This window comes from Bacillus cereus group sp. Sample62, from assembly GCF_036851315.1.
GTDB classification, from domain to species: domain Bacteria; phylum Bacillota; class Bacilli; order Bacillales; family Bacillaceae_G; genus Bacillus_A; species Bacillus_A wiedmannii.
Window position 1 is genome coordinate 1,680,233 of the sequence record NZ_JAFLPK010000001.1, and the last position, 14,504, is coordinate 1,694,736.

Sequence of the window (14,504 nt, forward strand, 5' to 3'; positions counted from 1 at the left end):
CATTAACATTCAGTATAAATCTTCCAGATAGAATGAAAGCAGGTTAAGAGTGAGGGGAAAGAGGTGAAACGATGGATATTAAAATTCATGGATTAGAAAAGAAGTTTGGAAAAACGCAGGCGTTAAAACCGTTACAAATTGTCATGAAACAAGGTGAATTCACTACACTTTTAGGACCTTCGGGATGCGGGAAAACGACTTTACTTAGAATGATTGCAGGACTTGAAGAGCCAGATAAAGGTGAAATATATTTTGGAGATAAGTGCATGTATTCTGGTGCAAAAAAAATAAAAACATCTCCTCATGAACGTAATATCGGTATGGTATTTCAAGATTTTGCTTTATGGCCGCATATGACAGTATTTGAAAATGTTGCATTTGGTTTAAGGGCTACAAAGCAAACGAATCAATTACGGGAAAAAGTAGAAGATGCAATAAAGCGAGTTCGCCTGCAAGGGATGGAGAAAAGGTATCCGCATGAACTCTCTGGCGGACAGCAGCAGCGTGTCGCATTTGCTAGAGCGATTGTAACAAAACCGCATTTTATTTTGTTTGATGAACCGCTGAGTGCACTCGATGCAATTTTGCGAGAAGAAATGCGATTAGAGCTTATGGATATCGTTCATTCGATCGGTTTAACGGCCTTGTATGTCACGCACGATCAAACAGAAGCAATGTCAATGTCAGATCAAATTATTGTCATGAAACAAGGAGAAGTATTACAAAAAGGAACACCAGAAGACATTTATGTGAAGCCATCTCATGAATTTGTTGCAAAATTTGTTGGTAAGGCAAATTGGCTTGTAGAGGGTAAACAAATGATTCGTCCAGAGCATGTGAGCTGGACGAAAAATGAAGTGTGCGAAATGTATACAGGTGAAATTCAGCACGTTACATATGTAGGAGAACGGTATGAAATGAAAGTAAACATGGGTGCACTTGGAATATGGACAGCTTATCACAATAGTAAATTAAGCATCGGTAAACCAGTATCGTTATATGTGCCAAAAAAATGTATTCATCATATAGGGGGAGAATCGTATGAAGAAATTCAGTTCGCTTAAGTCTTTATTTGTATGTACGTTATTATTTTCTGCTGTAGTAACAGGGTGTAGTTCAAAGACAGGTAGTGCAGATGCCAAAAATAAAAATGCGAATGAAAAGAAAATTGTTGTATATAGTGCGGGGCCAAAAGGATTAGCAGAAAAAATACAAAAGGACTTTGAAAAGAAAACAGGTATAAAAGTAGAAATGTTTCAAGGAACAACAGGTAAGATTTTAGCGAGAATGGAAGCTGAAAAGAAAAATCCAGTCGTTGACGTAGTCGTACTTGCATCTTTACCAGCGATGGAAGGATTAAAAAAGGATGGGCAAACGTTAGCTTATAAAGAAGCGAAACAAGCTGATAAGCTTCGTTCTGAATGGTCGGATGATAAAGGACATTATTTTGGATATAGTGCTTCAGCATTAGGAATTGTGTATAACACAAAAAATGTGAAGACAGCGCCTGAAGATTGGAGCGATATAACAAATGGGGAATGGAAAGGAAAAGTGAATCTTCCGGATCCAGCACTATCAGGTTCAGCATTAGACTTTGTAACAGGATATGTGAAAAAGAATGGGAAAGATGGATGGAATTTATTTGAACAGCTTAAGAAAAATGAAGTAACAGTTGCGGGGGCAAATCAAGAAGCGTTAGATCCAGTTGTAACAGGTGCAAAAGATATGGTCATTGCGGGTGTTGATTATATGACGTACAGTGCAAAAGCAAAGGGTGAACCGGTTGATATTGTCTATCCAAAAAGCGGAACAGTTATTAGCCCACGTGCAGCAGGCATTATGAAGGATAGTAAAAATGTAGAGGGTGCAAAAGAGTTTATAGATTACTTATTATCAGATGATGTGCAAAAACAAGTTTCTAAAGCGTATTTATTACCAGGTAGAACAGATATAAAAGCTGAAAATAGACCGAATGTAGAAGAGATTCCGGTATTAAATATTGATTGGAAAACAGTTGAGAAAGAACAAGATGAAATAGGAAAACAATTTAAGAAAGTATTTCAATAAGATGGTGATTACATGGTAAATCGATTCGTATCAGTAAGACAAGTTGGAATGACGGTAGCGTTGTTACTTGTGGCGATGTTAATCGTCATTCCGCTTTTCCTCATTTTATTTTCTAGCGTATATGAAAATAGTAGTTGGAATTTTTTAAAGCCTTTTGAAGTCATGCAGAGTGGTGGATTAGCTGGGATTTTTCTAAACTCGATGCTTCTAGGTGTACTCGTAGTAATAGGAGCAACCGTATTTGCATTTCCATTGGCGTTTATTATGAGCAAAACAGATGTTGGAAAGTATAGTAAATTGGATATTATTTTTATGATTCCATTTATGACACCGCCATATATCGGATCGATGGGCTGGATTTTGTTCATGCAACCGAACGGCTATTTCGAACAGTTTTTCCCGATGCTAAAGACGATTTCATCTTCGTTTTTTAGTTTAGGAGGTATGGTTTTAATTATGAGTCTGCATTTATTCCCATTTCTTTACTTTATGTTGAAAAACACGTTACTTCAAATTGGAAGTAGTAAAGAAGAAGCGGCAGCAGTTCATGGTGGAGGATTTTTCTTTCGTTTACGAAAAATAATATTGCCGTTATTAGTATCAAGTTATGTAATGGGTGCTTTACTCATTTTCGTAAAGACGATTGCTGAATTTGGAACACCAGCTACATTCGGACGAAGAATAGGATTTCATGTGTTAACATCAGAGATTCATAAATTTATTTCGAGTTGGCCGATTGATTTTAGTAGTGCAACAGCATTATCTTCTTTATTACTTAGTGCGTGTATGCTCATTTGGTATATGCAAAATGTATTGAATCGAAAGTATTCATATGCAATGGTTAGTGGAAAAGGTGTGAAGTCTAAAAGGTATACTTTGTCTATATTTACACGCATTGTAGCATGGGGCTATGTAATTGGTTTATTAATCGTATCAATTGGAATCCCGTATTTTTCTATACTGATTGCTTCATTATCGAAATTAAGAGGCGGCGGCTTACATGTAAATAACTTTACAACGAGCCATTATGAAGCATTATTTACAATTGGATCTCCAGGATTAGAAGCTTTATGGAACAGTTTTCTTTTTTCACTTATAACAGCGATTATTGCTGCTACTATTGGAGTGTTTTTGGCGCTTATGATTCGAAAGGGGAAAAACTCCTCTGAAAAATGGCTTGATATGTGCGGTATGTTACCGAATATGGTACCAGGAATCGTGATGGTTGTAGGGCTTATTTTATTTTGGAATTCACCCTATATGCCCATGTCAATTTACAATACGCCAGTCATGGTTATCGTAACGTACGTTGTTCTTTTTTTACCTTATACGGTGCAATATGTAAAAGCATCGCTCGTGCAAATTGATGATTCTCTAGTACAGGCAGGAAGTATTTTTTCTGGAAATTATATTTATATTTTTAGAAAAATAATATTACCTCTTATTATCCCGGGCATTCTTGCTGGGTGGGCGATGACATTTACAATCTCGATAAGAGAGTTAGTAGCATCCCTTCTCGTACTGCCTCCATCAGTAGAAACTTCAGCAACATTTATTTTTGCTCAATTTGAACAAGGAGAAGTATCTATTGGCATGGCAATGGCTGTCGTTTCAGTTGGACTTACAACAATATGTTTATTACTACTGCAACATATGGAGCAAAAGCGAAAAGGGGTAGCATGATGAGGATAGAAGTATGGGGAGGAGCGGGAGAATACGGTCGTTCCTGCTACTTCGTAAAAAATAAAGAGACAAAAATAGTATTTGATTGTGGTATTAATCGATCATATGAGGATAGTTATCCAAAAATAGATAGGGAAGTTGTACCGTTTTTAGATGCAGTATTTTTATCACATATTCATGAAGATCATACGATGGGCTTACCTTTATTAGCGAAGTATGGATATAAGAAAAAAATTTGGACGACTCGTTATACGAAGGAGCAACTTCCCGCTTATTATGAAAAATGGAGAAACTATAATTTGACGCAAGGATGGAATGTACCTTATAACGACCAAAATGTTAAAGATTTAAATTATGTATATATTGATGAGATTAGTAATCCGAATGAATGGATACAGATTACACCTACATTGCGTTTTCAATGGGGGTATAGTGGGCATGTATTGGGGGCTGTTTGGTTTTTAGTGGACATGAGTCATACATATGTATTTTATTCTGGCGATTATTCAGCAGAGTCTAACATACTACGAGCTAATTTACCTGAGAAGTTGCGCGGCGATATAAAAGTCGCAATCGTAGATGCCGCTTATCATACTGATGATGTTTCGCAACACGAACGAATAAACGAACTGTGTACAGAAATTGAACGAGTTGCGCAAAAGAAAGGAATAGCATTATTGCCATTGCCACCGCTTGGTAGGGCGCAAGATATCGTATTGTATTTATATGAAAAATATAAAGAACTTCCCATTATAGTAGATCAAGAAATTTTGGATGGATTCCAAGAGATGTTCGTATATAAAGATTGGATCAAAAATAATGAAGAACTTGAAGGGCTTATGGAGAGTTTAAAAAGAAACATACTCGTTATGGATCATGACTTTGGTACGCAAAATAGTTATGGAATAGTTATAATGAGTGATGCGAATATGCAAACGAAACGAGCGCAGTTATATTATGAACAACTGCGATATGAAGAACGAAATTCCATTATATTTACTGGACATATTGCTAAAGGGAGTTTTGCAGATAAAGTTTTGAAAGAACGTGTAGGTAAAGAATGTAGGGTGAAGCGAGTTCCATATAAAGTTCACCAAAGTATAAGAGATGTGAAAGAGATGTTAAATACATTATTACCAGAACATACGGTGTTAGTACACGCTTTGAAAGAGGATACGGATCGATTGCAGGAAAAGCTTAGCATAGCAGGGTATGAAAATGTGTATTCACTTACTATGGAGCGTATAGAAGTCATTTAAAATGTAAAGGAGATAGGTATATGAAAAAAGTATTTGTATTCGTAAGCATTTTCTTTTGTTGTTTCCTGTATAACGTTAAGGAAGGGTTTGCTGCCAGTCCGATGACACCTAGTTTTGAAGCGAAATTATTATTAAAACCAGAACAAGTATTAGGTTATAACAAAGAGATAAATCAAGAGGTACTAGAATATTTCAAGGCTGGTACAAATTATGAAAGAATACAAGTGCAATTTTTAGATACGGCAAATAAAAATTTAAGTAATGAAGGTTGGTTTGCGAGAATTCGAAAGAAAGAATTTAGTAAAGATTTTGAGCTAACATATAAAAAAAGATATCCTATTCAAAATGGTGTAATTCAAGATGCACTAGAAGTGGCTAAAAATGATGGATTTGATAGTAAAACCGATAACTATGAGGCAGAAATAGATTGGGGATTTGGGAAGAAAACGTTAAGTATTTCAAATAAGAAAAGCTACAGTGCTAAAGGATATGGAGTACTTGATTTACCAAACGAACGAGCTACTCAAAACATGTTAATAGAAAAATTGCCAGGGAAAATGAACAAATGGTTGTATACGAATTGGGGAGAAGAAATGCTCAAAAATGCTCGTATTTACGGTCCTGTATTGATGAAACGGTATACAGGGGAGTTTGAAAATATAAAAACGAATATTGAAGTTTGGCCACTAAGTAATACAGGGAAAATAGAAGATGATTTCGTAATAGAAGTATCGTTTAAAACAAATGAGGAAAGTATTGCAACAAAACAAAGAGAATTATTAATGAAGAGTTTAGAACAAAAAGGATGGTTGTTACCGAAAGATAGTTTGAAGACAGAGCTTATTTTTCAGTGAATAGTAAAAAGGAATCCATATTCCATGGATTCCTTTTTCTAATATATGGGTATTAAGCTAAATCAGCTGACACGAACATATCATTATTTTGAAGGTTTTTAGAACGTAAACTATAAGCAACTACCTTCTTTTTATGTTGCTTTACAACATCAACATGCTCTTCATGACTATAAATATAAAATGTAAAATCTTTTTTGCCACGTTTTGCATGGAGAATTAAAGGCGTGCCCTCATTGTGAGGTGGTGCATAATAGCGATCTAAAAATAAACCTTCGTTAAAATCATGAATAATTTTGGATTTTTGTTCGCCTTCTAAGTTAATTCCATTGATTGTAACAGTCGAATTCTCTTCTTCAAGTTGTGGATGTGTTTCGTACTTGCTAATAATGGATTCAATAACAGAGTTAGGAAGGCTAGAAACGATAATTTTAAATGCCCCAAATACAACTAACATAACAATAAACCAAGTCGTCATAGTATTTCATCCCCTTTATCCCACAGTAACGGTCCGTAAAAGCCTGGTTGGTGCGGGCTAATAATCAGTGTGGGATAGATACCCCGTACTGATTAAAATTTCACTTTATCCTATTTAACAATATAACTCATATGGTAATAGTACATATGGTGAAGTTTTGTATAATTTGTGAAAAATATGCCATTTTTATGAACGAAATATTAGAAAAATCAATTTTGTTACAAAAAGTTGAAATCGAAGTATTTTAAATGAAAAAGGTTTATAATAAAAATATAACTACTAACAACATTACTAATTATAAGGAAGTGTAACTATGAGTACTGTAACAATCGTATATGGTATTATTCTTTCTACAATTATTGTTTTATTTATTGTCGGGGTATCGCGTTATATTCATAAATGGAAAGAAGGCGTTGCGAAATTAAATCACATTGAAGAAGAACTTAGTGATTTAATGTTACATCATGGTAAGTAAACGTTTATTTTTTAACTAAACAATGTGAAAAATATCACAAAACATGCTCTCATCATGAAGGCATGTTTTTTTGTTATGTGAATGATAGGCACATTCATACATTTTTTCCATACGATACAGTGTGAAAGTAGAAATGTTCGGAGTGGAAAAGAGGGATAAAATGAGCAGTTCAGGTTATGTTCCAGATAATAAAAATTTAAAGAAAAGTTCAGGAACCCCAAACCTTTTCTTTGATTCGAGAAAAAATGTCTTTTTTAAAAGGGATGATAAAAACGTTGCATATGAAGTTACGTCAACGCAGTTACCAGCGATGATAGGAGGGGCGTTTGTTGATTTATTTATGACGAAAGGGCATATGAGGGAACCACATTGGCATCCGAATGCGTGGGAATTAGATGTTGTAGTATCAGGAGAAGCAGTTACATCCATTTTAAATCCCGAAACGAATCAATTGCAAAATTATCATGTGAAAGCGGGGCAAACTGTCTTTATTCCAATGGGATGGTGGCATTGGATTACAGCGATAACAGAAGAAGTACAATTACATTTGTTCTTCAATAACGATCAGTTTGAAACAGCAGAAGGATCAGACATACTTAGATTAACTCCGCCAGAAGTATTTCAAGCTGCATACGGTGTAAGTGCAGAAAAATTAGGAAAGGATCTTTCGCCAATTAAGGAGTCAGTTGTAATTGGTCCTCCTAACTCAAATCGACTAAATAGCGTTAAAGAAAGTGACGACTCAAATATAATCGTTACGTTAAATGGACACATAACATCATGTGAAATAGAGTAACTCTTTCTATTTTAGGGAGATTTACTCTGTTTTGTTTAATTTTGTAATTTAATTCGTTATAATTATTAAATAGAAGGGAATTTCTAGAGGGGGCATATTGTGAACATATTAAAGATTATAGGAATTATTGCAGGAGTCATTATAGTAGCCGTTATAGCTTTCTTTTTTATTATGAAGTACTATTTGTCAAAAGAAGATCCTGATTACGTATTAAAGTACATAAAAGAACATAAAGATGATAAAACATGTTCATTACTAATTAGAAAAAATGGTGAAGTATTAACATCTATAAATGAAAATGTAAAATTACCATTAGCGAGTACGGCAAAAATCGTCATAGCAGTTGAATTTGCTAAGCAAGTGTCAGAAGGAAAGATAAGCCGTGATGAACAAATTTCACTGCAGGAGTTAGAAAAATATTACGTTAAAAACACTGATGGTGGAGCGCATCCTGACTGGTTAGAAGATGCAAAGGTGAGAGAATTAGTGAAAAATGGGCAAATCGCTTTAGAAGAAGTCGCTAAAGGTATGATTCATTATAGTTCTAATGCAAATACAACATATTTGTTAGATAAGCTTGGAATAGAAAGGGTAAATGAAAGTATAAAAGAGTTAGAGCTAACTAGTCATGACAAGTTCTCTTCGTATACTGCTTCACTATATATGAGAGGGTATGTAGAAAAAGAGCTTCATGAGCCAGAAAATCAATCGTTAGAAATGATACGTAACATGTCAAAGGATGAGTATAATAAACATGTGTTACAAATTCATGAATGGATGAAAGATGAAGAAGAATGGAAAAAACGGGATATTCCATTAAAGGTAGATATGGAATTTCAGCGAATTTGGTCAGATCGATTAGTAAGTGCAAACGCTAAAGATTATATGAGTATAATGAAAATGATAAATAGTAGAAATTATTTTCCAAAATCAATGCAAGAAGAAATTGAGAATATTTTCAAAGGAACAGTTAATAATAGTAAGTTAGAATTTGCTGGTCAAAAAGGTGGCTCTACCGCATTCGTATTGACAAAAAGTTTGTATACTACAGATAAGAAGGGGAATAAGGTAGAAGTTGTAATTATGTTTAACGATATAGAAGATCAAGTTGCATACCAAAAGCTGAGAAATAATATAGATTATTTTATTCAAGATGCTATAACAGATGAAGAGTTTAGAAAGAAATTATAACGAAATAATTTTATTATGTAAACAAGGGCGCTTTTTAAAAAGCGTCCTTTTTCTTTTTATAATACAGGATTTCTTATTTACTTCATTGAATATAGATTGAAAATAAGAAGGGAAGTTGAAAAATGACCACAATATATTTCGTTCGCCATGCCCACTCTACATATACAAAAGAAGAACGGGAAAGGCCTTTATCTGCAAAAGGTTTGTTAGATACGCAGCATGTAACACGCTTATTAAAAGATAAACATATTGATGTTGTGATTTCTAGTCCGTACAAAAGGGCAATGCAAACTGTGCAAGGAATTGCGAATACATATAATTTATCAATACAAATGGAAGAAGATTTACGGGAAAGGCTATTAAGTAAAGAACCAGTACAGGATTTTAATGATGCTCTTCAGAAGGTATGGGAAGATTGGACTTTTGCATACGAAGGCGGAGAATCAAATGATGTAGCGCAAAGACGTGCTGTAATATGTATGCAAAGTATATTAAAAAAATATAAAGGTAAGAATATTGTAATAGGTACGCATGGAAATATTATGGTATTACTAATGAATTATTTTGATTCGAAATATGATTTTCAGTTTTGGAAAACCCTTCATATGCCTGACGTGTATAAATTAACTTTTGATAATAATTGTTTCAGTTCTGCTGAAAGAATACAGTCTACAGATTATCAGATAAATAATTTGTAAAAGTTTATCAAAAAAAGAGGAAAGGGAGAAGTTATTGTAGAAGTATGACTTTGTAACATAAAAAATATGTGTTAAAGGAGGCTGTTTACATGTTTGAGAAAGAGAAAGAAGGGCTTATTGAAGTTCAGAACGTATTTGAAATTGTACCAGCAGATGGAGCAATTATTGGTATGGCAACGGAAGAAGAAATGGAAATTGCTGCTGAACTAGAGCTGCAGTACTATGCCCATTCTCGTTTGTTAGAAGCAAATATTCAGTTAGACGGTTCCTCCTACAAAGAGTTACTTCAGGAGTTCCAGGAGTACGAAAGAAAATCAATGAGCTTTTGGCGAGCAATACATAAGCGTTTAGCTGTGCCATGGGCATGGGTATTACGTATTGACGTTGCGAATGGCCCTATATATGTAAGTAATGGGGATTCGTATTATGAAGAAATCGATGATGAAGAAGATTATGAATAGATAAGTAAGGAAGCAGCGTTAGTTGCTTCCTTTTTTTATTTGCAAGGAGTGAATTGCTTCAATAATAATATCTGGTCGATTATTTTCAATTCCGTGACCAGCATGTTCGGCAAGTATATATTGGCTATTTATTGAGAGTTGTAATTGTTCATGAATCAGTTCTTGCCACATTGTTTCTAGTTGTGTCGCTTCCTCTTTTGGCATGCCATCTTCAGTCAACTGAGTAATAGAATATTGAGGCTCCCTACCAATAACGATTAAAGGTGTTTCTAATGTTTTATATAACTCTTTTATTAAGCGAGCACAATTTTTCCACGCACATAGTTCAGAAGCTGTCGCTTTATATAATAGAGGGGAGGTAGAAAATTCAATGTACTGTCTTGGTTGATCAACGAGTATAGGTTTTAGTTCATTATTAAGCATGTCTACATCCATTTTGGAGTATGTATTATATTTTTGAAGCCACATATCATCCGAATCCGTTTGATCAGAAATTGGTAAATAAAGTTCATCTAATCGGTGTAAGTTCATAGAAGTAGAATCAACTAAAATAAGTGCTTGCAGCTTATCTTCATGTAACATCGCAAAATGTTGTGCACATAAGCCTCCATAGGAATGACCGATTAAAATGATAGGTTCGTGAATAGCAAGTTCATATAGTAACATATGAAGTTCGTTTGTCGCTTGTCTTGTAGTACGCGAATAATTTCCTAGTTCACTTTTTCCGTAACCTGGGCGATGGTATGAAATGACTGTAAAATGTTGTGAAAGTTTTTCTATAATAGGGAGCCAATCATAAAATGAGCAACCCATTCCAGTTTGAATAACTACCGTTTGTTTACTACTTCCTTTTATATATACTTCTATTGTTTGCCCCAATACCTCTACAAATTTATAAATAGTAAACCCTCCTAACTAAGCTTGAAATAATTTTTGACAAGCAAAAAAGATACACCAAACACCTATACCAAACAGGACAGATGTACTAAGTGAAAATGAGTTTTTTAGACCAATATAGACGGTAAATAGTAGTAGTGCGGATGCAGGAAATCCATATAATACGCCTATAGCAAATTGACTTAATTCTTGTTTGTTCCCGCCTTCGAAAGAAATCCAAAATAGGCTCAGTAAACTAACGAGAGGAAGGGCAGCAATAAAGCCGCCTATCGTACTATAATGTTTAGCGACTTCAGTAATAACGCCAATAATAAGTGCAGAAACGATTACTTTAACGAGGAAATGCATATTTTGCCTCCTTCGATAATAACGAAAAGGCTTTTTCAATTAATTGTTGTTCTTCTTTTGATAACTGTGATTCTAATATTTTTATCTTTTCTTTATCTAGTAAAGTATGCTTTTCTAATACTTCAATGCCGTCTTTCGTTAAAGTAAGGTTTACGACCCTTTCATCTTGTTTATTTCTTTCTTTCATGATAAATCCTTTTTGAATAAGGCGCTTTACGTGTTCAGATGCTGTGTTATGAGAGAGACTAAGCTCAGTAGCGACTTTTCCAATTGTTATATCTTTCTCACGAGAAACGATTTGTAAAATACGAATGGCTTGGTGGGAAAGGTTGTCTTCATATTCATATCGTAAGTGATAATAAATACTTTCCCAATGTTGATTGATGTCTTTCATAATGATAAATCCCCCCTATTTTTATATCGTATAGTAAGATATATTCGTGAATATAGAAATAAAATCCTTTTATTTGGATAAAAAATGTTGAAAAAGTTTATTTTTATTGAAATATAAGGTAATCTATGTGTAAAGGTATACATTTAGCAAGAGAGAGGATGATAGCTGTGAATACATTCAAATGGATGAGTCATGAACAGATGTATGTAGATGAAATACATGTTGAAAAATGTGGTCCTCTTTCAGTCGGCGTATATGGGGGAAATCAAGAAAGTGATGCATATGAAAGAGGAGATGCGGTACTTGCTTGGTGGGATCCTGAATTACAATTTGAATTTGTTATGATTTTTGATACACACCACAAAACAAAAAATATCGATTATATAATAGAAGCAATTTCAGAAAGAAAAGAGAAACTAAAAGAGTTATTTTCTTACCCGATAAATTTAGCTTTTCATCATACGCATATGTACTTATTAGCGTTATTTACAGATGAATTGTTTATTGAAAAATGTGATCAAGATGATGAGGAACTTGCATGCTTAATTTGTTTGCGAAAAGGCGAATTTTTATATTGGCTATCAGTTGGTGATTGCTTCGCATATTTATTCCATTCTGAAAAAACGAAGAATGGTAAAGGGCGGTTAAATAAACGGAAGAATTACGAATATATTGGTAGGAAAAATATTTTTGCTGCAAATACACCTTGCTTTACATCAGGTGTCAGAGGATTAGAAAAAGGAATGAATCACATTGTAATGGCAACGGACGGTATTTTAGAGTGTGATAAACGAAAATTTGATGATGATCAATCTTTAGTAGAAATATTGCATGACGGAAGTTGCTTACAGATTGAGCCAGTATTAACAAATGTACTGCAGTGGAAAGGTAGAGATTGTGCCACTATTATTGGATGGTCTATTGATACTGAAAATAAACGATGCGCTAATTAATATAAAAGGAGTTCAAGGTTTTTATCCTTGAACTCCTTTTTGTTAAGCAATATGAATATGATACGTTTTTAACCATTCATTTACTTGAAGCATGTATTCCATAACATTTCTTGCTTCAAAATTGTTAATTTCTTTATTGCTTTCATCGGCAATGGCAAGTAATGTGGAATGATTAATAAGTGAGAAAATAGGATTGTTTTTATTACTGCATAAGTTGAGTGATAAATGACGGATTGTTTGTAAATAATGTGGATCTTGTGAAGTTGGGTAAGCACTTTTTCTTCTATTGCGTACATCGTCAGGTAAAGCAGGTTGCAGTGCTCTACGTAAAATTCCTTTTTCAATATTATCAATGCTTTTTATATTGAAAGGAACGTTCCATAAATATTCAACTAATCGATAATCGCAAAATGGTACACGAACTTCAAATCCTACAGCCATACTCATACGATCTTTACGATCAAGTAAGAACGGGAGAAATCTCGTTAAAAATAAATAAAACATTTGGCGTTGTTTCGCGGATTTGTTACTTTCCCCTTCAAGAGTAGGTACTTCAAGAGTCGCTTCTTGGAATCGTGTATCAATATAGTTTTCTAAGTTGCATTGGTTATTTACTTCATTTAGTAGAAGAGGGGAAGTGTTTTTCCAATTTGTTAGCCAAGGAAATTTATCAACAAATAGTAAATCCTCTTGATGAAACCAAGGGTACCCACCGAATACTTCATCAGCGGATTCGCCGGATAAAGCTACAGTTGCATCTTTTTTCATTTCGCAAAATAGTAAATATAGTGAAGTTTCCATTTCGCCAGCACTCGGTAAATCTTTTGCACGGAGAGGGACGAATAAGTGATTTGCTAATTCTTCAGCATTCACAATAATGTCATGATGAGATGTCCCTACATGTTCAGAAACACGTTTTACCCAAGGAGCGTCTAAACCAGTGCGAGCAAATGTCAGCTCGAAATCTTTTGCGCTATTTACAAAGTCAACGGAATACGTATGAAGTGTTTTATTTTCCGCTGCAAATTCTTTCCCCGCTAGTGCAGTAATACCGCTAGAATCTAATCCTCCTGATAACATACAGACGAGAGGAACATCGGCAATTAATTGTCTTTTTACTGTATCTTGTAAAATAGATAAAATATGTGATGATGTATCTTCAGTACAGTCTGTATGAACCTTACTTTCTAAGTTCCAATACTTTGTAACTACTTTTTTATCACGTGTAAACGTTATAGAATGTCCACCACGCACTTCTTGAATATGTTTAAAGACGCCACATCCTGGAGTTCGAAATAAGCCTAATCCAAATATTTCATTTATGCCATCCGCATCAATTTCAGCAGGGACAGATGGATGCGCTAATAATGCTTTAATTTCAGATCCGAAAATAATACTGCCATTTCTTTCTGTATAAAAGAGTGGCTTTACGCCTAAATGATCACGTGCTAAAAATAATTGTTGCTTTTGATCATCCCATATTGCAAAGGCAAAAATACCATTTAAATGTTGTACGCAGTCTTCTTTCCATTCTAAATAAGCATGTAGTAACACCTCTGTATCCGAATGCGTTTCAAATGCATGACCACATTTTTGAAGTTGCTCTCTAAGCTCGCGGAAATTATAAATTTCTCCATTATAAGTAAGAGCATACGTATAATCACCAGCACGAAATGTCTTCGGCTGTGTCCCGCCTTCTGGATCAATAACAATTAACCGCCGGTGTGCAAAGGCTGCACGAGGTGAAAACCAAAATCCTTCAGCATCAGGACCACGATGCTGAATACTATTTGCCATCTTTTCTAAAATAATATGTTCATTTGAAAGGTCTTCCTTCCAATCTACCCAACCTGTAATTCCACACATACACATCTCATCTCCTAATTTAAAATAGTAGATTAATGAAATAAAATGTACATCAAGTTAAAAAGTCACTACATAAATAGTGTACTA

17 protein-coding genes are annotated in these 14,504 nt (G+C 34.4%); 12 read left to right on the plus strand and 5 right to left on the minus strand.

The features are described from left to right. Window positions 1-71: 71 nt before the first annotated feature. Genes J0835_RS08580 through J0835_RS08600 form a run of 5 tightly spaced genes read left to right on the plus strand, consistent with a single transcriptional unit; the run spans window position 72 to window position 5,863 of the window. Window positions 72-1,064 (plus strand): ABC transporter ATP-binding protein, encoded by a 993-nt coding sequence (locus J0835_RS08580; protein WP_087980078.1) that lies wholly within the window; start codon window positions 72-74, stop codon window positions 1,062-1,064. Then, window positions 1,042-2,067 (plus strand): ABC transporter substrate-binding protein, encoded by a 1,026-nt coding sequence (locus tag J0835_RS08585; protein ID WP_087980079.1) that lies wholly within the window; start codon window positions 1,042-1,044, stop codon window positions 2,065-2,067. Before J0835_RS08580 ends, J0835_RS08585 begins: the two co-directional genes overlap by 23 nt. Window positions 2,068-2,079: 12 nt before the next feature. Beyond that, window positions 2,080-3,750, plus strand: coding sequence for an ABC transporter permease (locus J0835_RS08590; protein WP_087980080.1), 1,671 nt, complete (start codon window positions 2,080-2,082; stop codon window positions 3,748-3,750). Then, window positions 3,747-5,009, plus strand: coding sequence for an MBL fold metallo-hydrolase (locus J0835_RS08595; RefSeq protein WP_140386724.1), 1,263 nt, complete (start codon window positions 3,747-3,749; stop codon window positions 5,007-5,009). Before J0835_RS08590 ends, J0835_RS08595 begins: the two co-directional genes overlap by 4 nt. A 20-nt stretch (window positions 5,010-5,029) precedes the next feature. Next, entirely contained in the window at window positions 5,030-5,863 is an 834-nt protein-coding gene (locus J0835_RS08600) for a hypothetical protein (protein ID WP_087980081.1), read from the plus strand. A gap of 52 nt (window positions 5,864-5,915) precedes the next feature. Here J0835_RS08600 and J0835_RS08605 read toward each other — a convergent pair whose 3' ends face one another. Further along, entirely contained in the window at window positions 5,916-6,338 is a 423-nt protein-coding gene (locus J0835_RS08605; protein ID WP_087980082.1) for a YfmQ family protein, read from the minus strand. Between the two features lie 131 nt (window positions 6,339-6,469). Here J0835_RS08605 and J0835_RS08610 point away from each other — a divergent pair, with 131 nt between their 5' ends. The 6 genes from J0835_RS08610 (at window position 6,470) to J0835_RS08635 (ending at window position 9,959) form a co-directional block, all read left to right on the plus strand. Further along, the gene (locus J0835_RS08610) at window positions 6,470-6,586 is read left to right on the plus strand and encodes a hypothetical protein (RefSeq protein WP_002018064.1); all 117 of its coding nucleotides are present in this window, start codon (window positions 6,470-6,472) and stop codon (window positions 6,584-6,586) included. 65 nt (window positions 6,587-6,651) lie between these two features. Next, on the plus strand, window positions 6,652-6,813 hold the full coding sequence (locus J0835_RS08615) for a hypothetical protein (protein WP_000109008.1): 162 nt from the start codon (window positions 6,652-6,654) through the stop codon (window positions 6,811-6,813). Between the two features lie 160 nt (window positions 6,814-6,973). Further along, window positions 6,974-7,609 carry a cupin domain-containing protein gene (locus J0835_RS08620; RefSeq protein ID WP_087980083.1) on the plus strand — a complete coding sequence of 212 codons (636 nt, stop codon included), beginning with the start codon at window positions 6,974-6,976 and terminating at the stop codon, window positions 7,607-7,609. Between the two features lie 99 nt (window positions 7,610-7,708). Beyond that, window positions 7,709-8,800 (plus strand): serine hydrolase, encoded by a 1,092-nt coding sequence (locus J0835_RS08625; RefSeq protein WP_087980084.1) that lies wholly within the window; start codon window positions 7,709-7,711, stop codon window positions 8,798-8,800. Between the two features lie 122 nt (window positions 8,801-8,922). Further along, a complete protein-coding gene (locus tag J0835_RS08630) occupies window positions 8,923-9,498 on the plus strand; it encodes a histidine phosphatase family protein (protein WP_087980085.1) in 576 nt (191 codons plus the stop codon). Window positions 9,499-9,587: 89 nt separating this feature from the next. Next, a complete protein-coding gene (locus tag J0835_RS08635; protein WP_000461777.1) occupies window positions 9,588-9,959 on the plus strand; it encodes a hypothetical protein in 372 nt (123 codons plus the stop codon). 18 nt (window positions 9,960-9,977) lie between these two features. Here the strand turns inward: J0835_RS08635 and J0835_RS08640 are convergent, their stop codons facing one another. From J0835_RS08640 to J0835_RS08650, 3 genes are read right to left on the minus strand one after another with little or no spacing between them, the layout of a single operon-like run. Then, the gene (locus J0835_RS08640) at window positions 9,978-10,838 is read right to left on the minus strand and encodes an alpha/beta hydrolase (protein WP_087980086.1); all 861 of its coding nucleotides are present in this window, start codon (window positions 10,836-10,838) and stop codon (window positions 9,978-9,980) included. Between the two features lie 36 nt (window positions 10,839-10,874). Continuing rightward, the gene (locus J0835_RS08645; RefSeq protein ID WP_087980087.1) at window positions 10,875-11,204 is read right to left on the minus strand and encodes a DUF3147 family protein; all 330 of its coding nucleotides are present in this window, start codon (window positions 11,202-11,204) and stop codon (window positions 10,875-10,877) included. Beyond that, complete coding sequence (locus tag J0835_RS08650) at window positions 11,188-11,598, minus strand: MarR family winged helix-turn-helix transcriptional regulator (RefSeq protein WP_087980088.1); 411 nt, start codon at window positions 11,596-11,598, stop codon at window positions 11,188-11,190. Before J0835_RS08650 ends, J0835_RS08645 begins: the two co-directional genes overlap by 17 nt. Window positions 11,599-11,723: 125 nt before the next feature. Here J0835_RS08650 and J0835_RS08655 point away from each other — a divergent pair, with 125 nt between their 5' ends. Next, the gene (locus J0835_RS08655; protein WP_087980089.1) at window positions 11,724-12,551 is read left to right on the plus strand and encodes a protein phosphatase 2C domain-containing protein; all 828 of its coding nucleotides are present in this window, start codon (window positions 11,724-11,726) and stop codon (window positions 12,549-12,551) included. Between the two features lie 42 nt (window positions 12,552-12,593). Here the strand turns inward: J0835_RS08655 and asnB are convergent, their stop codons facing one another. Beyond that, window positions 12,594-14,417, minus strand: coding sequence for an asparagine synthase (glutamine-hydrolyzing) (asnB, locus tag J0835_RS08660; protein WP_087980090.1), 1,824 nt, complete (start codon window positions 14,415-14,417; stop codon window positions 12,594-12,596). Window positions 14,418-14,504: the final 87 nt, after the last annotated feature.